At 34.0% G+C, this 19,041-nt stretch carries 15 protein-coding genes; 7 read left to right on the forward strand and 8 right to left on the reverse strand.

Translation table 11 applies throughout. The features are described 5' to 3' along the window. Positions 1-33: 33 nt before the first annotated feature. Both RT99_RS00860 and RT99_RS00865 read right to left on the reverse strand, forming a co-directional pair. A complete protein-coding gene (locus RT99_RS00860; protein ID WP_042562811.1) occupies positions 34-1,578 on the reverse strand; it encodes an alpha-N-arabinofuranosidase in 1,545 nt (514 codons plus the stop codon). Between the two features lie 564 nt (positions 1,579-2,142). After that, entirely contained in the window at positions 2,143-2,568 is a 426-nt protein-coding gene (locus RT99_RS00865; protein WP_042562812.1) for a response regulator, read from the reverse strand. Positions 2,569-2,870: 302 nt separating this feature from the next. Between RT99_RS00865 and RT99_RS24905 the strand changes: the two genes are divergently transcribed. From RT99_RS24905 to RT99_RS24550, 3 genes are read left to right on the forward strand one after another with little or no spacing between them, the layout of a single operon-like run. After that, the gene (locus RT99_RS24905; protein WP_082036898.1) at positions 2,871-4,478 is read left to right on the forward strand and encodes an ATP-binding protein; all 1,608 of its coding nucleotides are present in this window, start codon (positions 2,871-2,873) and stop codon (positions 4,476-4,478) included. A gap of 11 nt (positions 4,479-4,489) precedes the next feature. Beyond that, positions 4,490-4,930, forward strand: coding sequence for a response regulator (locus RT99_RS00875; protein ID WP_042562813.1), 441 nt, complete (start codon positions 4,490-4,492; stop codon positions 4,928-4,930). A 29-nt stretch (positions 4,931-4,959) separates the two neighbouring features. Beyond that, the gene (locus tag RT99_RS24550) at positions 4,960-6,261 is read left to right on the forward strand and encodes a hybrid sensor histidine kinase/response regulator (RefSeq protein WP_052483486.1); all 1,302 of its coding nucleotides are present in this window, start codon (positions 4,960-4,962) and stop codon (positions 6,259-6,261) included. A 29-nt stretch (positions 6,262-6,290) separates the two neighbouring features. Here RT99_RS24550 and RT99_RS00885 read toward each other — a convergent pair whose 3' ends face one another. Then, entirely contained in the window at positions 6,291-7,646 is a 1,356-nt protein-coding gene (locus tag RT99_RS00885) for an MATE family efflux transporter (protein WP_042562814.1), read from the reverse strand. Between the two features lie 405 nt (positions 7,647-8,051). Between RT99_RS00885 and RT99_RS00890 the strand changes: the two genes are divergently transcribed. The 3 genes from RT99_RS00890 (at position 8,052) to acnA (ending at position 12,690) form a co-directional block, all read left to right on the forward strand. Then, the gene (locus RT99_RS00890; RefSeq protein WP_042562815.1) at positions 8,052-8,804 is read left to right on the forward strand and encodes a carbonic anhydrase family protein; all 753 of its coding nucleotides are present in this window, start codon (positions 8,052-8,054) and stop codon (positions 8,802-8,804) included. Then, positions 8,804-9,595 carry a DUF2490 domain-containing protein gene (locus RT99_RS00895; protein ID WP_042562816.1) on the forward strand — a complete coding sequence of 264 codons (792 nt, stop codon included), beginning with the start codon at positions 8,804-8,806 and terminating at the stop codon, positions 9,593-9,595. The genes RT99_RS00890 and RT99_RS00895 overlap by 1 nt, the downstream gene beginning before the upstream one ends. Before the next feature lie 320 nt (positions 9,596-9,915). After that, entirely contained in the window at positions 9,916-12,690 is a 2,775-nt protein-coding gene (acnA, locus tag RT99_RS00900) for an aconitate hydratase AcnA (protein ID WP_042562817.1), read from the forward strand. Positions 12,691-12,795: 105 nt separating this feature from the next. On the opposite strand, the gene RT99_RS00905 is transcribed toward acnA, so the two are convergent. From RT99_RS00905 to RT99_RS00920, 4 genes are all read right to left on the reverse strand, one after another. Next, entirely contained in the window at positions 12,796-14,430 is a 1,635-nt protein-coding gene (locus RT99_RS00905; protein ID WP_042562818.1) for an NADP-dependent glyceraldehyde-3-phosphate dehydrogenase, read from the reverse strand. A gap of 112 nt (positions 14,431-14,542) precedes the next feature. After that, a complete protein-coding gene (locus tag RT99_RS00910) occupies positions 14,543-15,157 on the reverse strand; it encodes a pyridoxamine 5'-phosphate oxidase family protein (protein WP_042562819.1) in 615 nt (204 codons plus the stop codon). A 196-nt stretch (positions 15,158-15,353) separates the two neighbouring features. Then, on the reverse strand, positions 15,354-16,046 hold the full coding sequence (locus tag RT99_RS00915; protein ID WP_042562820.1) for a LytTR family DNA-binding domain-containing protein: 693 nt from the start codon (positions 16,044-16,046) through the stop codon (positions 15,354-15,356). Beyond that, a complete protein-coding gene (locus RT99_RS00920; protein ID WP_042562821.1) occupies positions 16,046-17,062 on the reverse strand; it encodes a sensor histidine kinase in 1,017 nt (338 codons plus the stop codon). The genes RT99_RS00915 and RT99_RS00920 overlap by 1 nt, the downstream gene beginning before the upstream one ends. Positions 17,063-17,213: 151 nt before the next feature. On the opposite strand from RT99_RS00920, the gene RT99_RS00925 reads away from it, so the two are divergent. After that, complete coding sequence (locus RT99_RS00925; RefSeq protein WP_042562822.1) at positions 17,214-18,116, forward strand: DUF6268 family outer membrane beta-barrel protein; 903 nt, start codon at positions 17,214-17,216, stop codon at positions 18,114-18,116. 86 nt (positions 18,117-18,202) lie between these two features. On the opposite strand, the gene RT99_RS00930 is transcribed toward RT99_RS00925, so the two are convergent. Continuing rightward, on the reverse strand, positions 18,203-18,994 hold the full coding sequence (locus RT99_RS00930) for an SDR family NAD(P)-dependent oxidoreductase (protein WP_042562823.1): 792 nt from the start codon (positions 18,992-18,994) through the stop codon (positions 18,203-18,205). Positions 18,995-19,041 lie beyond the last annotated feature (47 nt).

A 19,041-nucleotide genomic window follows, 5' to 3' on the forward strand; every position in this document is an offset into this window, starting at 1 on the left:
GTAACAGGTAGTCTCTTTTACTTGCTGGCTGGTTTATTTTCCTTCCAGAACCACAACAGAAAAAGGCGGAATTGTTACTTCTAATTTATCTGCTTTTATTGAAAATTTATTAAAAATAACCGGAACTATTTTGTTTGGATCCTCAAAAGTATTGTAGTCCTGAACCTTTGATGAAGACAATACGTATCCTTTAATATCTTTGATCCCCAGTTCTTTTAAATCTATTCTAATTTTATTTTCATTTTTTAAATCAATATTCACAATTGAAATATGAGTTAAATTGGCTTTATCTTTTGAGGCTGAAATAGAAACAGCCGGTAATTCTTTTTTATCAAAAATGTATTTTGGCGACTCTATTTTTAAAGGAATTAGTTGAGCATCCTGATGTACATTATACATTTTCATTACGTGATAAGTGGGAGTAAGCAGCATTTTTTCTTTATTAGTCAGGATAACAGCCTGTAAAACATTGACTATTTGAGCCAAATTTGCTCCTCTTACCCTATCAGCATGATTATTAAATGTATTCAATGTTACGCCTGCAATCATCGCATCCCGCATTGTATTTTGCTGATATAAAATACCTCCGTCGTTCCCTCCGTCGCTATCAAACCATCCTCCCCACTCGTCTACTATCAAAGCAATTTTCTTTTCCGGATCGTATTTGTCCATGATAGCGGAATGCTTTTGAACCAGTTCTTCCATTTTAAGAGCTGAATGCATTGTTTCAAAATACTGACTTTCATCAAATTTGATCGATGATCCTTTCTTTTCCCAATTTATAACCGAATACCAGTGTAAAGCAACCGCTTCTATTAATCCCTTTGGAATATCGCGCATTAAAACTTCTGTCCAGTGATAATCCTCTCCATTAGCACCAGAGGCTATCCTGAATGGCTTGGCGGCACCATTTGCATCGGGCATAAAAGTGGCAAATTGTCGATATAAATTAGAATAATATTCTGCTGTCATGTTTCCGCCACATCCCCACATTTCATTACCTACTCCCCAAAAAGTAACTTTCCACGGTTTTTCTCTGTTGTTTTTCTTTCTTAAATCAGACATCGGAGTACCTGATTCGTAATTTACATACTGAATCCATTCTTCTAATTCACGAGGAGAACCGCTCCCCACGTTTCCGGCCAAATAAGGCTCTGCCCCAAGAACTTCGCACATATCCAAAAAATCATGGGTACCAAAACTATTGTCTTCAACAGTTCCTCCCCACCAACGATTTACAATACTTGGTCGGTCTTTTTTGGGTCCAATTCCGTCTTTCCAGTGATAGGTATCGGCAAAACATCCACCAGGCCAGCGAAGATTAGGTACTTTTAGCTCTTTTAATGCCTTAATTATATCATTACGAACTCCTTTTGTATTTGAGATATTACTGTTTTCTCCAACAAAAAGACCACCATATACACATCTTCCCAGATGCTCTGCAAAATGACCGTAAATATGTTTATTAATAATGGTTTTATTTTCTGTTTTCTCAATTGTAATTTCCGTAACCTTGTTTTGCGAATTAACATTTTGAAAAATTACAGCAATACAGGTTAGTAAAAAGAGTTTCTTCATTTTTTAGGTTGTTTTTTAATAGGATAGAATTATTATTTTAAAATGCAGATTTAATCTCTATCTCGGGTATGCTTACTTATTTTGAACTGCGCTTAAACAGTATTATAAAAGAAGTAGATTTACAGAAAAGCGTTATTTAGTAATCTTGATAAACTAATATTAAAATGAAAGTCGATCATTTTTTAATAGATTATTTTATTTCAAAGATTAAAAAAACATCCCTCTATCTGTTTACCGTGTATAAAAATTGTATTTGCAAACCTCATTAAAAATTTCATTACTTCATGGTATTCTTTTGTATCAAAGAACTATCTCTTTTGTTGCAATTACCTATTTAAAAGAGTTGTATTAGATATCAGCTGCAAAAATCAGGGCTATTTATTGGAATATTTCCTACTCTTCAAATGTTCTTTTTTTAAAGATAAAATCTTCAATAAAAAAATATGAAGAAACTAATTAAAAAAGCCTCTAAAAATGCAAAAACATTTTTAGAGGCTTTGAACTTTTCTGCTTGACTTCACCGATATGCAGATTAAATATTAAAGGCGAAAATCGAAAAACAATTTATTTTATATAATTTGGAGAAACACATTTATGCCAATAATCTACAATATTTTTTATCAGGTTTTTCATTTCTGTAAAATCGGAAGGCTTTATAAAAAAACCCTGTACAGATTTTGAATAAGCTTCAACAACATGCTGCTGTTCGGCACCAGTACTAAAAAATAAATATGGAATCGATTTCATTCTCAAATCTTCGTTTTCGTGAACTTTTGAACGTAGCTCTATTCCGTTTAATTTTGGCATATTAATGTCTGAGAAAATAATAAAGGGCTCAACCGCCGTTGCAGTTAAATAATCAAGTGCCAATTCTCCATCACCAAAAAAAATGATTTCGTTCTTATAATTAAGTTCCTTAAATACCAACCCCAGAATTTCCTGGTCATCCTGGTCATCTTCTATAATAATTATTGGTCCGCCTTTATTCATAAATTCATTTATATTTATTTGTGAGAAAGGTACTTAATTTAACTATACATTCATCTTGGAATAAAAAGAATAACTATTTAATTAAAATAGCCGTTAAGGTGCATCGTTTATTACATTTTATTTTACGGTACTTACTTTATCCTATAAATAATGGAAATAAGTAAGTGTTAAATCACTTAATTTCGCTATATTCGTTTATAATCCTAAAATTATTTTAGGTATCTGTTCTAATAATTACTAAAATATAGGTGCTTTTCCAGCAAATTATTGCCATTATTTTTCTAAATATAACTTCGCTTTATATGAATATCCAAGAAAAAAATGACAAAAAGGAAACAGTCCTTTTCTCAGATCAAATAGCTTTTCATGAAAAAGAAAACGATCAAAACACTTCCTTTGAAAATAACAAAAATCTAACAGTAGAAATCCAAAATCTTAAGGAACTGCTAAAAGCAAAAGAACAGCAGCTAAACAATCATGTTAATGCTATTGATACATCAAATGCATCAATAGAGTTTGATCTTGACGGTAAGATTCTTAGTGTAAATAAAAAATTTCTGGAAATTATGGGTTACAATGAAGTCGACCTGTTAGGAAAACATCATCGTCTTTTAGTTGATCCTGCATATTCACAATCCAATGCCTATCAATTGTTCTGGAGCAACCTAAAAAAAGGGATTTATCAAAAAGATGAATTCATCAGGGTGGCCAAAGACGGAAAGTTAATATGGCTTTTAGGAAGTTACAATCCCATCCTGGATATTTTGGGTAAGCCTTATAAAATTTTAAAATTAGCTACAGACATTACTCTTTCGAAAAACCAATTTTTACAGCTGGCGGTACAGGCACAGGAAAAGGAAAAACGCGCCTCTGAATTGGCTGTCGCTAATAAAGAACTTGCTTTTCAGAATGAAGAAAAAGAAAAACGTGCCGCTGAACTGGTAATTGCCAATAAAGAATTAAAATTTCAAAACGAACAAAAAGAACAAAGAGCAAAGGAATTAATTGTAGCCAATAAAGAACTTGCCGTACAAAGCAAAGAAAAAGAAAAACGTGCCGCTGAATTGATCATTGCAAATAAAAAACTGGCTGCAGAAAATATTCTGAAGGAAAAAAGAAAGGTTGAAAAGCAACAGCGTGCAGCCGAATTGATTGTAAAAAACAGAGAACTTGCTTATCAGGAAAAACGAAGCAAAGAACTAACCCTTGCATACGATGAGCTTAAAAAAGCCCAGGAAGAACTGGAATCCTTCTCTTATTCTGTTTCTCATGATCTTCGGGCTCCTATACGTGCCATTAATGGTTATACCCAAATTTTAATAGAAGACCATATTGATTTAATTGATGAAGATGGGAAAAACATGTTTAATGCCATAATTAAAAACTCCAATAAAATGGGAGTACTAATAGATGACTTACTGGCATTTAGTAAATTAGGACGTAAACAGGTATCTTCTACCAATATAAATATGACAGCATTAGTAAACGGAGTTATTAGCGACATAGCGATAGAAAAAGACGAAAACAATCCAATATTTGAACTTGATGAACTTGCTCCTTCAAATGGTGATCCCTCACTTATTAAACAGGTATGGGTAAACTTAATTTCAAATGCAATAAAATATTCAAAACATAAACCTGAAACCCGTATTAAAATAACTTCAACATCAAAAAACAATAAAATTATCTATAGCATACAGGATTGGGGCGCTGGCTTTGATATGGAATATTACGATAAATTGTTTGGTGTTTTTCAACGCCTTCATTCACAGGAAGAATTTTCCGGAACGGGAATTGGCCTGGCAATTGTACAAAAAATAGTAAACCGTCACCACGGAACTGTTTGGGCCGAATCAAAACTAGACGCAGGCGCTAAATTTTATTTTAGCCTGCCTGATATTAAAAATTAAAAAATATAAAAATGAATTACGACGATATTGAAATTTTATTTGCTGAAGACAGCATGGAAGATGCTTTGTTAACAATACGCGCATTAAATAAAAGTGGTTTTACAAACAAACTACTGCATGTGAAGGATGGAGCTGAAGCGCTCGATTTTTTATACTGCAGAAATATTTATTCGGAAAGGAATCCAAAAGCATATCCAAAACTTCTTCTTTTAGACTTAAAAATGCCAAAAATGTCAGGAATGCAGGTATTGGAAAAAGTAAAAAGTGATGATAATCTTAAATCAATTCCGGTGGTTATACTAACCTCATCACAGGAAGATCCTGATATAGCAAAATGCTACAGCCTTGGTGCCAACAGTTATATAGTAAAGCCTGTTGACAGCAATAATTTTTTTAATGCCATAAAAGAAATGGGAATGTACTGGATGATTCTTAGCCAGCCTGCAACATAAATTTAAAGCAAACGATTTAATCTAAAATTATGATTCCATATCACATAAAAGAAGATATTAAAATATTGATATTAGAGGATAATACCGCTGATGCGGATTTACTTGTACGTCATTTAACAAAATCAGGATTATCGTTTGTTTCAAAAATCGTTGAATCAAGAATATCATTTGAAGATTCCCTTGAAAACTTTTTACCCGATATTATATTATCAGACTATTCTCTTCCGTCATTTGATGCTGTTTCTGCCTTTAAAATTATAAAAGACAAAAACCTCAATATTCCTTTTATAATAATTTCCGGCACCATTGGAGAAGAAAATGCTGTAATGCTGATAAAAGAAGGTGTAACAGATTATGTCTCTAAAAATAATTTTTCATCCTTACTGCAAAAGATAAGCCGTGCGCTTAAAGAAGCTGAGGAATTAATTGAAAAAGAAGACCTGCTGCAGAAACTAAAAATTCAGACTGCTGCATTACTATTGGTCAATCAGGAATTGGAATTTCAAAATGCTGAGAAAGAAAAAAGGGCTATTGAACTGCTCAATGCAAATAAGGAACTGCTTGCTTTCAATTTTATTTCAAGTCATGACCTTCAGGAACCGCTTCGAAAAATTCAGATTTTCATTTCAATATTGATGGAAAAAGAAATGAATAACATTACAGACGACGGAAAAAACAATTTGAAACGCATGCATGTCGCGGCAACCAGAATGAGACAGCTTATTGAGGATTTGATGGACTTTTCAAGAGTCAGCACTACCGATCATCATTATGAAATGAGCGATTTACAGGATATTATTGAAGATGTAAAATCAGAGCTTACGGATATAATTCAGCAAAAAAAGGCGGTTTTTAATATAAACGGATTAATGCCGGTAAACGTAATAACTTTTCAATTTCGCCAGCTTATTTATAATTTAATGAGCAACTCGCTAAAATTCTCAATACCAGATATTCCACCTCAAATTACCATACAATCCAGTATTCTGAAAAATGAAGATTTCAGACTTCTTAATCTGCCGCACAGCCCGCAGATATGCGATTACTGGCACCTGAATTTTCGGGATAATGGAATTGGTTTTGAAGCCGAATACAACGAAAATATTTTTGTTATATTTCAAAGGCTTCATCATAGCGAGGATTATTTAGGAACAGGAATTGGTTTGGCTATCGTCAAAAAAATTGTAGAGAATCATAACGGAATTATATTTGCTGATGGAAATTTAAACAAAGGGGTTAGTTTTAATATCTATATCCCGGTCGCTGAAAGTTTTGATCAAAGTTCTGGAGCATTAAAACACACTCAAAAAGAATTGCATTACACTTTATGATATATTAAATATAATAGAACATTTAAGGATTATTTTTTCAAGGCTTTATTTATCACATATTTAAATCTTAAATAAAGCAAAACAGAGGATGTTAACAAGCCTAAACTTAAACCATACCAAATTCCCTGAATTCCAATATTGAAATAAATACCCAGAATGTAACACGACGGTAAACCAATTATCCAATAAGCAATAAAAGTGATAAAAGTTGGAATATTGACATCGCCCATTCCTCTCAAAGTTCCTAATCCTACGACCTGAGTACCATCAAACAGCTGAAATATTCCGGCAATTAACAATAATTGTGCAGCTATTGCTACCACATTTACATCACTTGTGATTAAAAAAGGCAAATATTGATTGAAAAGCGTAAAAATAACGGCAAAGAAAAGCATGAATATAATCACCAAATGATAAGAAGCATGCGCAAATTTCTGAAGCCTCATATAGTTTTGATTTCCGAAACTATTTCCAATTTTAATGGTTGCTGCAGAGGCAATTCCTCCCGCCATCATGTAAGTCATTGCTGCAAGTGTTATAGCAGTTTGATGAGCAGCCTGCTCTGTTGCGCCTAATTGACCTGCAATTAAAGCTGCAGCTGCAAACGCTCCTATTTCAAATACATATTGCATGGCAACCGGCAATCCAATTTTTACTACCGCAAGGATTTTGGAAAAATTGATATACTTTGCAGAAAAATGCAGCATGTACTCTTTAAAATTATGTGATTTGAATACGTACCACGCCATTACCACCATCATTAAAACCCTATCGACTAAAGTTGCAACTCCTACTCCTTTAACTCCCATTGGTTCAATACCCAACATTCCTTTTACCAGAATAACTGCGATAACAACGTTAATCAAATTTCCCCAAATAGTAATGTTCATGGCTTGTTTCGTAAAACCAAGTCCTTCTGCAAATTGCTTAAATGTCTGAAAAATCATTAAAGGAAAAATCGATAAACTTAAAATAAGTAAATAAGGTTTTGCTGTTTCTACAACATTCGGATCCTGATTGGCATGCTGCATGGCAAACATGGAGCCAAAATAGACAACGATAAAAAGCAAGATTGCAGCAATTATATTAAGCCACAAACTGTTGGAAAGAAGTTTAGCACATTCCTTAAAGTTCGATTTCCCGTTTTCCTGTGCAATTAAAGGCGTTAACCCATAGGCAATTCCTAAGCCAATAACTAAAATCACCATAAAAACAGAATGCACCAACGAAACTGCTGCCAGCGATATGGTTCCTGCATAATGGCCTATAATAATGGTATCTACGGTTTGTACCAAAGTATGCCCCAATTGTGAAATAACAACAGGTCCTGCCAACGCAATGGTACTTTGATAATATATTTTATTTGATTTGTATTTTTTCAACATAATAATTCACTATTCCAGGCAAAAGCAAAATTTCATTTTATTAATTATTACTGCAAATCTACAACTCAATTAGGTCATTTAAACTCCTGCGAATGTTAATTTCATTTATTGAAATTCTAAATAAAAAAATGAGCAGTAATTTGCTACAGCTCATTTAATAATGTGATTTGTATTTTATTCTAGTCAATATCATATTCAAATAGCATCAATCTTCTGATGATCAGATTCATGGAAGGCGAATTTTGGGAAAAATCATAAAATTAAAAGCACAACTTAAATTTAAGAGGCTGTTTCAAAGTAGGGAAACAGTCTCTTTTCTTGTTTTATATAAAATTCAAAACATAATAAACGGAAATGCCGAACACCGTTTTACAAAGTAGGCAGATTTTAATTTAAAATAAAGAAATGGAGAATCAACTTAAATCAATAGTAATGCTATGCGCAGCTGTGCTTTTGGTTTCTTGCAACAACGCAACAAAAACGAAAGAATCAAATTTAATTTCTAATCCGGCAGAAGATATAAAACCTGTAATTTCTCATGTAATGACCAAAGAAGAGCAAACCAGACTTACGCCTGATGCTATTTTACAGGAATTTATAGAAGGAAATAAACGTTTTCAAAGTGGTACAACAACTGTGCGTGATCACAGTAAACAAGCAAGAAAATCGGCACCAGGTCAGTACCCAAAAGCAGTTATTTTAAGTTGTGTAGACAGTCGTGTTCCTGTTGAAGATGTTTTTGACCAAGGGTTAGGAGATATTTTTGTTGGACGTGTAGCAGGAAATTTCGTAAACGAAGATTTATTAGGCAGCATGGAATTTGCCTGTAAAGTTTCGGGTGCAAAATTGGTTTTAGTAATGGGACACCAGCATTGTGGAGCCATAAAAGGCGCAATTGATGATGTAAAATTGGGTAACATTACAGCTATGCTTTCAAAAATAAAACCGGCTGTAGCAATAAGTCAGGATTTTAATGGTGAAAAAACGTCTAAAAATGATAAATTTGTAAAACACGTTTCAGAAAACAATGTGATTTATACTATCGATCAAATTCGTAAAAAGAGTCCTATTCTTAAAGAAATGGAAGATAAAGGTGAAATTAAAATTGTTGGCGTGTTTTATAATTTAACAGACGGAACACTTGAATTTTTAAAATAATGAACATTAAGAATTATTTATGGACCATCCTTTTCGTTGGTGGTTTACAATCGGCAATTGGCCAAAACAATCGCATACATACCGATAACAATATTGGATGGTATAATTTTTTCGGAACATTTAAAATATCCGAAAAATTTGGAATACATACCGAATACCAATGGCGTAGAAATGAATTTATTACAGAATGGCAGCAAAGTTTATTGCGCGTTGGAATAAATTATAACTTAAACTCAAGAGTATTATTTCGAGTTGGGTATGGCTGGATAGAAACTTATCCGTATGGCGAAATCCCGATAAATGGAATGGGCAGGGATTTTACCGAACACCGAATTTTTGAGATGATACAGCTTGGTCATAAAGAAGGAATTGTTGATTTTTCGCATCGATTTATGCTGGAACAAAGATTCGTAGGCCGTTACAGTTCATTAGCAGAAACAACCGAAGACGAATTTCCGTTATTAAACAGAATCAGATATATGATAAGAGTTCAGGTTCCTTTAAAAGGGAAAGAAATAAAGGACAAAACACCTTATTTGGCTTTCTACGATGAAATTTTTATTGGTTTTGGAAAAAATGTAAATGTCAATGTGTTTGACCAAAACAGAATCGGAATTTTATTAGGTTACCGATTTAATAAAAATGTACGAATTGAGGGAGGTTATCTTAATCAAACCGTACAATTGGGTAGACAAATAAACGGACAAAACGTTTTTCAAAACAACAATGGATTTATATTGAATACCAATTTAAATTTTGACCTGACCAAAACAAATAAAACTGTTGAGTAGAACTTATTAAAAATCCCATAAAAAAGCTGAAAAGTATTCCTTTTCAGCTTTTTTATTTTCTATATCTTTAAGAATTACTTCTGAATCGAAATATTCATCTGTTTTTTTCATAATTATCGAAAAAACACTATCAAATAACGATATATCATAAACATATTTAACTAACTTCACATAAAAGTACTAAAAATCAATACTTTAAAAATACGGCAGACTTTTTGGCAATAAAACTTAAGTTTATGAACCAAAAAAGTAATTGATCAATAGCTGTATATCTACACGTTCAATTGTATCACACCATTTTAAATTAAATACTGTTAATTATGCAAAACGACATTTATCAAATTAAAAGGCTGTTAACTTCTAAAAACAAGACTTTTTCTTATTACAGTCTTGCCGAAATGGAAAACCAGGGATTTAATATTAAAAAAATGCCATTTTCTATTCGGATTCTTTTAGAAAATGTACTACGAAATTATGATGATTTTGCCATCACAAAAGAAAACATCGAAACCCTGCTGAACTGGAAACCAGAAGCTTCTGATAAAGATATTCCCTTTAAACCTGCGCGTGTACTTATGCAGGATTTTACGGGAGTTCCGGCTGTTGTAGATATTGCCTCTCTAAGGGCTGAAGCACAGCGCAGAGGGAAAAATCCCGATATGATAAATCCATTGATTCCTGTAGACCTGGTTATCGATCATTCTGTACAGGTTGATTATTTTGGAACGGAATATTCCTATTTAAGTAATATGGAAGAAGAATACAAGCGTAATTCTGAACGTTATGAATTCTTAAAATGGGCCCAGCAGTCCTTTAGTAATTTTAGTGTTGTTCCTCCGGGTATGGGAATCTGCCATCAGGTTAATTTAGAATATTTATCTAAAGGTGTGATTGAAAGAAACGGAGAAATTTTTCCGGATACATTGGTTGGAACCGACAGTCATACGCCCATGGTAAACGGAATAGGTGTAATCGCATGGGGTGTTGGAGGTATCGAAGCCGAGGCCGCTATTTTAGGACAGCCTATTTATTTTATTATGCCGGAGGTGATCGGACTTAAGCTTACGGGGAAAATTCCGCTTGGTTCAACAGCCACAGATATGGTACTTACTATTGCAGAGCTACTTCGAAAATATGGTGTTGTCGGTAAATTTGTAGAAGTATTTGGTCCAGGACTTGACAGTTTAAGTGTTCCTGATCGCGCTACTATTGGTAACATGTCTCCTGAATTTGGCTGTACTGTTACCTACTTTCCTATTGATGAAAAAACATTGGAATATATGCGCCTAAGCAACCGTTCTGAAGATCAGATTGATTTGGTCGAAGAATATTGTAAAGCTAATTTATTGTGGAGAACAGGCGATGAATCTATAACCTACACCGACATTCTTGAACTTGATTTATCTACTATAGAACCCACTATTGCGGGACCAAAAAGACCTCAGGATAAAATTTTGCTTAAGAATTTACAGCCTTCTCTTGTAGATATGCTCGACAAAAGCTTTGGAAGAAAAAGTCTTCCCCAAAAACAAGTTGTTCGTTGGTCGGGCGAAGGAGGTTCGCAGCCAATACAGGGAGATGCCGTAATTTCCGAGAATGCAAAAATTGAAGAAAAAGTGGAAGATGGTATAAAAAGCGTTGCCGTAACTTTAGGCAATGAACAATTTATGCTCTCTGATGGCGCAGTTGCTATTGCTGCTATTACATCATGTACCAACACTTCCAATCCTTATGTAATGATTGGTGCGGGACTTGTTGCCAAAAAAGCCAGAGAAAGAGGGCTTAGCGTAAAGCCGTGGGTAAAAACTTCACTTGCACCGGGCTCAAAAGTAGTAACCGACTATCTCGCCAAAGCAGATTTATTGGGAGATCTTGAAGCTTTAAAATTTCACGTTGTGGGCTACGGATGTACTTCCTGCATTGGTAATTCCGGTCCTTTGCCTGCTCATATTGCCAAAGCTATTGAAGATCATGACCTTGTTTTGGCATCTGTTTTATCTGGTAATCGAAATTTTGAGGCGAGAATTCATCCTCAGATTAAAATGAATTTTTTAATGTCGCCCATGCTTGTGGTCGTTTTTGCACTTGCCGGTAAAGTAGATATTGACTTAATGAATGAACCTGTAAGTTTTGATCCAAATCAGCTGCCTGTTTACCTCAAAGATATCTGGCCAACAGATGATGAAATCAATCAGGTTTTAAGCGATGTTTTATCTCCTAAACAATTTGCTAAAAGTTATGAAACTATTTTTGACGGAAACGAAACATGGCAAAAATTAAAAATACCGGAACAAAAAATATATGCCTGGGATGATCAGTCTACTTACATTAAGGAAGCTCCATTTTTTAAAAATCTTACTGAATTCCCAAAAGAATTACAAGATATTGAAAATGCCCGTACTTTACTGGTTCTTGGAGACAGTATTACCACAGACCACATTTCTCCTGCAGGTTCTTTTAATGAAAATTCTGCCGCCGGGAAATATTTATTAGGCAGAAATGTTGAAAAAGCTGATTTCAATTCATATGGTTCACGTCGTGGCCATGATGAAGTTATGGTTAGAGGAACCTTTGCCAATGTGCGTATTAAAAATGCTTTGGCAGATAAAGAAGGCGGGTATACTAAATATCTTCCAACAGGTGAAGAAATGAGTGTTTATGATGCCTCGATACAATATAAAGCCGCTAATACTCCGTTAATTATCCTTGCAGGAAAAGAATACGGCAGCGGATCATCAAGAGACTGGGCCGCAAAAGGAACTTTTTTATTGGGGGTAAAAGCTGTACTTGCTGAAAGCTACGAACGTATTCACCGAAGTAATTTGGTTGGTATGGGTGTATTGCCTTTACAATATAAAGATGGAGAAAATGCTTCAAGTCTTGGACTTACCGGAACTGAAACTTTTTCTATATCCGGAATCGCACAGGATATAAAACCTTTAAAAGAGCTACAAGTAGCTGCTGTGAAGGAAAATGGGGAAGTTATCCATTTTAATGTTATTGCCAGACTGGATTCAAAAATTGAAATTGAATATTACAGAAACGATGGAATATTACAATATGTCTTAAGACAATTTCTTCAAACAGCAGAATAGATTTATATTTTCGAATTGAAATTAGTATAAGTAATTAAAAATAAAAGGCTGCAATAAATTGCAGCCTTTGTTATATAAACAACTAATGTAGTTTGTCCTTAAATTCTAAAATATATAATCTGTACTTAAAAAATTAGAATCATGATCTCTTATAATAGAATTAAATAATTTTTTATTTGCATCTGTAGATTTAGTCGCCACTAGGGAACGTATTGAAAAAGATCGCAAAGCATCAGAAATGGATAAAGTTCCTTCGGCACTGTCTTTTCTTCCTGTAAAAGGAAATACATCTGGTCCACGTTGTGAAAGACAATTAATATTAACGCGGCTTACCAAATTAACAAACGGATCAATAAGGCTTGAAACTTCTTTTGGGTCTTCGCTAAAAATACTAACCTGCATACCATGCGAAGCATTAATCTGATAGTCTATTGGTTCGTCTATAGAATCAAAAGGTACAACCGGAATTATAGGTCCAAATTGCTCTTCATGATACAATTTCATTTTATCATTTACAGGATATACAACAGCAGGAAAAACTAATGAATGATTAGAATAACCGCCATTCTCATTTATGATTTTTGCTCCGTTTGCCAGAGCATCGTCTAAACAAGTTTTAAGATAAGCCGGTTTGTCAAATTCAGGAAGTGGTGTTATTTTAACGTCTTTTTCCCACGGAAGTCCCGGTTTAAGAGCTGCTACAGCATCGCTTAATTTTTTAACAAACTCATCTGCTATTTCTTTTTGTACAAAAATTAGTTTTAATGCCGTACAACGTTGTCCGTTAAATGATAACGATCCTAAAAGGCATTCACTTACTGCCACGTCAATATCGGCGTGTTTGGTTACAATTGCTGCATTTTTGGCGTCAAGACTTAAAATAGATCTTAGTCTGTTTGCTTTTGGATGCAATTTCTTTAAACCATTTGCAACATTACTCGAACCAATAAAAGCCAATACATTGACTTTACCACTCTCCATTAACGGAGAAATGATTTCAGCTCCTCTTCCGTAAAGCGTATTTACCGTTCCCGGAGGAAATGCTTCTTTAAAAGCATTAAGCAAAGGATAATGTGCTAAAACTCCATGTTTAGGTAATTTAAACAAAATAGTATTTCCCATTATAAGAGCGGGAATCAAAGTGGTGAAAATTTCATTAAGAGGATAATTAAATGGTCCCATACTTAGAACAACTCCCAATGAAGATCTGCGAATTTGAGCCAGAACGCCTTCCGCTTCTTCAAATCTTGATGATTGTCTGTCCAGATCTTTTAGTGCATCGATAGTAGCATTTATATATTCTACTGTTCTGTCAAATTCCTTTGTTGAATCCGGAAGGCTTTTTCCGATTTCCCACATCAATAATTTAATAACTAACTCACGTTGTTGGATCATTAGGTATACAAATTTCTGCATACATTTAATTCTGTCTTCAACACTCATAGTTGGCCAGACTCCTTGTCCGTTATCATAAGCCGCAACTGCTGCATCCAGAGAAACTAAAGCTTCTTTGGCAGAAGTATGCGGAATTGTTCCTACCAACTTGCGCTTAAGTCCATCGGGACCAGGAATAAAAACCGGTGAAAAAACTTCGGTAACTTCACCATTCCAAGGAACTAATTTCCCGTCTAATAAATATTCACGCTGATGAATTTCAGAAATCTGATATTCCTGAGGAATTAAGTTTTCCTCCACAAACAGACTGTCAATAGCAGTCTGGGACGCTTTTAAATTTTCCATATTCAATAAATTATTTTGTAATCAGGCTTTTCAATAAAAATGTACTACTAATTTAAGATATTTAATTCTTTAACAATCATAAGATCAGGATTATTAAACAAGCATTCTAACTTTATTTATTCGACAATTTTGATTCGAGTTCTTTTATCTTATTTTCTAGGTTTTTAATGTATTCTCTTTGTGGCAGTAAAGCTTCTTCTATCTCTTCTGTTGTATAACGAGGTGTTATATGCTGTGGACAATTCCAGTCGTATGCCTGAATTTCAAAAATCATCATTCTTTCTGGTTTAAATTTGTAATCTGCTGGTTTCAAAAGATTATATAATTCTTCATTTTCTTTTAAATCAACAATTTTTGCGTGTGCATAAATCTTTAGCCTTGCTCTTTGTGGATATGATAGCAGTATTAAAGCTACATTTTCATTTTTAGAAATATTACCTGTCGAAATATATTGTCTGTTTCCTACAAAATCTACAATGCCAATGGTTTTATTATCTATCACCTTAATAAATCCTGCCGGCCCGCCACGGTGTTGGATGTATGGATATTCATTTTCACCAAAACTAGCCATATAAAAACTATCCCTATCACCAATAAAATTAATTTCGTTATCTGTAAGTCCATCAACAACCGACATTTTTTCCATACGGTCATAAGTACTTCTGCTTCCAACTTCTTCCTGTATTTTTTTTATGGCATCTGTAAATGCTAATTGTGAGTAGTTCATGTTTTGATGATTTTAGTTTTTCTAACTATTGTAAAAAGTATAATTTTAAGGATCATCAACGCTATTATTTTGAATGTAAAAATGTCCTTTAAATTACTATATAAATTTAATTGATTTCTTTATATAACTTTTCTTTTACGATCAGTAATATCTATGATCCAATGAATATCTTCCTGCCTCCATAAAAAAACGAACCCTAGCGAGGAAGAAAAATACCCAAAATAGCTTCCTTTCTATTTCTGGCAATGGGCAAACTGATTTCATTCAGATATAAAGTATTACCATCTATATGGGTAATATATTTTGTATTGACGATATAGGATTTATGAATTTGTAAAAAATCCTCCTGAGGCAACTGGTCCAAAATACTCTTTAAAGTATGGTGTACAATTATTCGTTTGTGGTTTTCAAGATGTATTTCGACATAATTCTGCATACTCTTGACATATAAAATTTGGGTGGGTACTACTTTTAAAAAAACACCATTTTCTTTGAAGAACAAAGGCTTAACTGTGTTTTCCTGATGAAACATTAAATCATACATCTTTTTTGCCTTAAAAACAGAGGCTTTAAAATCTTCAAAAAAGATAGGTTTGAGTAAATAATCTACTGCATTTACCTTGTATCCTTTCAAAGCATATTCGGAGTAAGCAGTTGTAAAAACAATCATCGAGGGCTTATCTGTTATCATTTTTGCAAATTCTAGTCCGTTTAAAAACGGCATTTGTATATCCAGAAAGATCAGGTCAATAGTTTCACTTTTTAATTTTTCCATTGCCTGATGTGCGTTTGAAAACGAACCTCTGTTTTCCAAAAAATCAAATTCTTTGATGAATTCACTTAATCCTTCGCGGGCAATTCGCTCGTCATCTATTACTATACATGTCATTACGTATTCAGATTTATTTGGAGTTCTGCTCTGTATTTATTTTCTTCCCTCTTAATTACCAGACTATAATTACCCGGATAAGAAAGATCCAGTCTCTTCTTGACATATTTTAGTCCGACACCTTTTGTTTTTTTGTTGTCTGATGCCGAATTGGCCGTGTTTTCTATTTTCAAAAACAGGTTATTTTCATTTTCCAAGTAGATGTGTAAGTGTATGTAATTGGTTTTATCAGCAAAATCGGAAACATGTTTAAAGGCATTTTCAATGAAAGTCGATAAGAGAAAAGGGATGATCATTAAATGATTTTCTGCAATATTACATTGAAAGGAAATCTCCAAATCTTCGCCGGACCTGTCTTTTTCTAATTCGAAATAATGCTTCAAAAAAGAAATTTCATCATCTAGCTTTATCCATTTGTTTTGTGATTCGTAAACATAATACTGCAGTATTTTACTGTATCTGGAAAGCAGTTCGAGAGCTTCCTCTTTATCTTTTCTAATTAAAAATTGCAGATTGTTTAAGATATTAAAGGTAAAATGCGGGCTTAATTGCGTCCGTAAGTTATCAATTTCGTTTTCTAAAACACTATTTTTCAACTCCTGATGGCGTTTTTCAGATTCGACGTTCTGCTTGAATAACTCTATTGAATAGCTTCCACCGGAGATCAGAATACTTACCATCAACATTCCGAAAAATAAAGACAGCATGTCATTGGGCATTACCAGCCTCTCAGAGGGAATTGCTCCGACAATTAAACAGCCTTCAAATGTCAAAATTACAGCTGTTATTACACTGGCAAAAAAAGCATATAGAATGAATTTTATGGAACTTTCACTATTCAAATACCTTTTTGCCAGCCTGTTTATCACACACAGCACATGTATTCTCAAGGTTAATGTGATGGATAGTGAAAACAAAACACCGCCCAAAAATGACAAGTCATCGGACAATTGCAATAAAGTCATCAGGAACATAAAAATCCAAAAAACGTAATCTGCTTTTTTTACAGTAAACATGGCTTGTTTTATTTTTTTACAAAAATACCTTTTTCTAATCGGCAATAGAAAACCGTTGGTCAACAAAAAACAACCACTTGTCAAAAGCAAAAAAGAGCATTGAAGTAAAAATATAGTTTTGTCCCGAAATTTTTAGAAACAAATCCATATCATGAAAACAACATTAATTTTAGCGGCATTACTTTTTTTACTTATGAATGTAAAATCAAGGGCACAAGTATCTTTTAAAACCGAATATTTTGGTACATCCAACTATAAAAATAACGATGGTGAAAAAGTTGGCAATAGTAAAGGCTCGGCTATGGTTTATAGCGGAATTGCCAATATTCCTCTTGCTGTAAAAATAAATAAAGACAGCCTTGCATCAACATGGGTTGTTAATTTATCCGGCGATCATGCTTCGCTTGACAACAAAAATTTTACTCAGGATTTGGTTTTATCCCATATTACCAACCTTCAGTTGTCAGTTGTTAACATTCGCCAATTGAGTCCAAAATGGTCTGTTATTGCTTTTGCCGGTGCGGGAATCTATACCAGCGAAACCCAAATTTCTAAAGTGAATGCCAATAGTATACTGGGTAATGGCGGTGCTATTTTTGTAAAAAAAATTAACCCTAAACTGGATCTTGGTGCAGGACTTGCCCTGACAAACACTCTTGGATACCCAATGCTTTTTCCTGCTCTATATGTAAATTACAATTCAGAAGGAAAATATACTTTTAAGTTTTCAATGCTAAATGGAATTCAGGCATCAGCCGGATACAATTTTAATAAAACATTTGATTTACATCTCATTGCCGAAATGAATGGTCAGATGGCTTTGCTTAAAAAAGACGGCAAAAATGTGATTTTTACACACCAATATGCTGTTGCAGGATTAAGGCCTGAAATCAAAATAAATAAGAATATCTCCTTCCCTATTACACTTGGTGTCAATGCTGTACGATTTGCCTATTTTCAGGATCGAAACCTCAAAAGCTTTTTTAAAGATAAAGAAAGTTCCTATTTTGATTTTTCACCGTATGCAGCAGCTCAAATTAATTATAAATTTTAAAAATATAAAGGATATCAATAAACAGAAAAAGCTCCTGCCTCACAGCAAGAGCTTTACTTGGATACAGATTATTAATTCATTAGTTATTAAAGTGTGGTGAGCACACCGCCATCTACTCGGGTAATTGCCCCGTTGGTTGCAGAAGCTAAAGGACTACAGAGATATACTGCCATGTTTGCGATTTCAGAAGGAGCAATAAAACGCTGTAGAAGCGAGGTTGGATTAGTATTTTGTATAATAAGGTCTTTCATTTGCTCCTCTGACAATTGCTGTGCCTGGGCAATCTGCGACACTGCCTCTGCAACACCATCGGAATAAGTTGGTCCTCCTAAAATTGAATTAACAGTAACCTGAGTATTTTTGGTTAGTTTAGAAAGGCCGTTGCTAATGGAAAGCAAAGCGGTTTTGGTCATTCCGTAATGGATCATGTTTTCCGGAATATTAACTCCGGATTCACTACTGATAAACAGGACTCTGCCCCAGCCTCTTTCCAGCATTTTGGGAAATAAAGCTCTTGAGAGCCTAATGCTGCTCATGACATTAATTTCGAAAATAGATAACCACTGCTCATCTGTAATTTCCGTAAAAGCTTTTAGTTCAAAAACTCCAACATTGTTAATCAGGATATCTACCTGTGGCAAAGCACTTATTAAAGCATTGACCTGCTCTACATTTGAAAAATCAGCTGCTATACCCGACACTTCTGCCTGAGGTATTTCCTGTCTGAGTTTTTGAAGGGCGTCCTCTATTTTAGCCTGATTTCGACCGTTTATAATAACGGTGGCTCCTTCAGTAAGAAGCTGGCGGGCAATGGCATAACCGATACCTTGAGTTGAACCGCTGATAAAAGCAGTCTTTGACTGTAATTGTAAATTCATTTTATATTTATTATTGTATTGATTACTACAAAAATGTATAAAAAAAA

Origin of the sequence: Flavobacterium sp. MEB061, from assembly GCF_000834715.1 — a bacterium.
Lineage (GTDB): Bacteria > Bacteroidota > Bacteroidia > Flavobacteriales > Flavobacteriaceae > Flavobacterium > Flavobacterium pectinovorum.

Bases quoted from the DNA above. Each gene is read 5' to 3' on its own strand.
- RT99_RS00860 (WP_042562811.1), bottom strand. From the start codon at position 1,578: ATGAAGAAACTCTTTTTACTAACCTGTATTGCTGTAATTTTTCAAAAT.
- RT99_RS00865 (WP_042562812.1), bottom strand. From the start codon at position 2,568: ATGAATAAAGGCGGACCAATAATTATTATAGAAGATGACCAGGATGAC.
- RT99_RS24905 (WP_082036898.1), top strand. From the start codon at position 2,871: ATGAATATCCAAGAAAAAAATGACAAAAAGGAAACAGTCCTTTTCTCA.
- RT99_RS00875 (WP_042562813.1), top strand. From the start codon at position 4,490: ATGAATTACGACGATATTGAAATTTTATTTGCTGAAGACAGCATGGAA.
- RT99_RS24550 (WP_052483486.1), top strand. From the start codon at position 4,960: ATGATTCCATATCACATAAAAGAAGATATTAAAATATTGATATTAGAG.
- RT99_RS00885 (WP_042562814.1), bottom strand. From the start codon at position 7,646: ATGTTGAAAAAATACAAATCAAATAAAATATATTATCAAAGTACCATT.
- RT99_RS00890 (WP_042562815.1), top strand. From the start codon at position 8,052: ATGGAGAATCAACTTAAATCAATAGTAATGCTATGCGCAGCTGTGCTT.
- RT99_RS00895 (WP_042562816.1), top strand. From the start codon at position 8,804: ATGAACATTAAGAATTATTTATGGACCATCCTTTTCGTTGGTGGTTTA.
- acnA (WP_042562817.1), top strand. From the start codon at position 9,916: ATGCAAAACGACATTTATCAAATTAAAAGGCTGTTAACTTCTAAAAAC.
- RT99_RS00905 (WP_042562818.1), bottom strand. From the start codon at position 14,430: ATGGAAAATTTAAAAGCGTCCCAGACTGCTATTGACAGTCTGTTTGTG.
- RT99_RS00910 (WP_042562819.1), bottom strand. From the start codon at position 15,157: ATGAACTACTCACAATTAGCATTTACAGATGCCATAAAAAAAATACAG.
- RT99_RS00915 (WP_042562820.1), bottom strand. From the start codon at position 16,046: ATGACATGTATAGTAATAGATGACGAGCGAATTGCCCGCGAAGGATTA.
- RT99_RS00920 (WP_042562821.1), bottom strand. From the start codon at position 17,062: ATGTTTACTGTAAAAAAAGCAGATTACGTTTTTTGGATTTTTATGTTC.
- RT99_RS00925 (WP_042562822.1), top strand. From the start codon at position 17,214: ATGAAAACAACATTAATTTTAGCGGCATTACTTTTTTTACTTATGAAT.
- RT99_RS00930 (WP_042562823.1), bottom strand. From the start codon at position 18,994: ATGAATTTACAATTACAGTCAAAGACTGCTTTTATCAGCGGTTCAACT.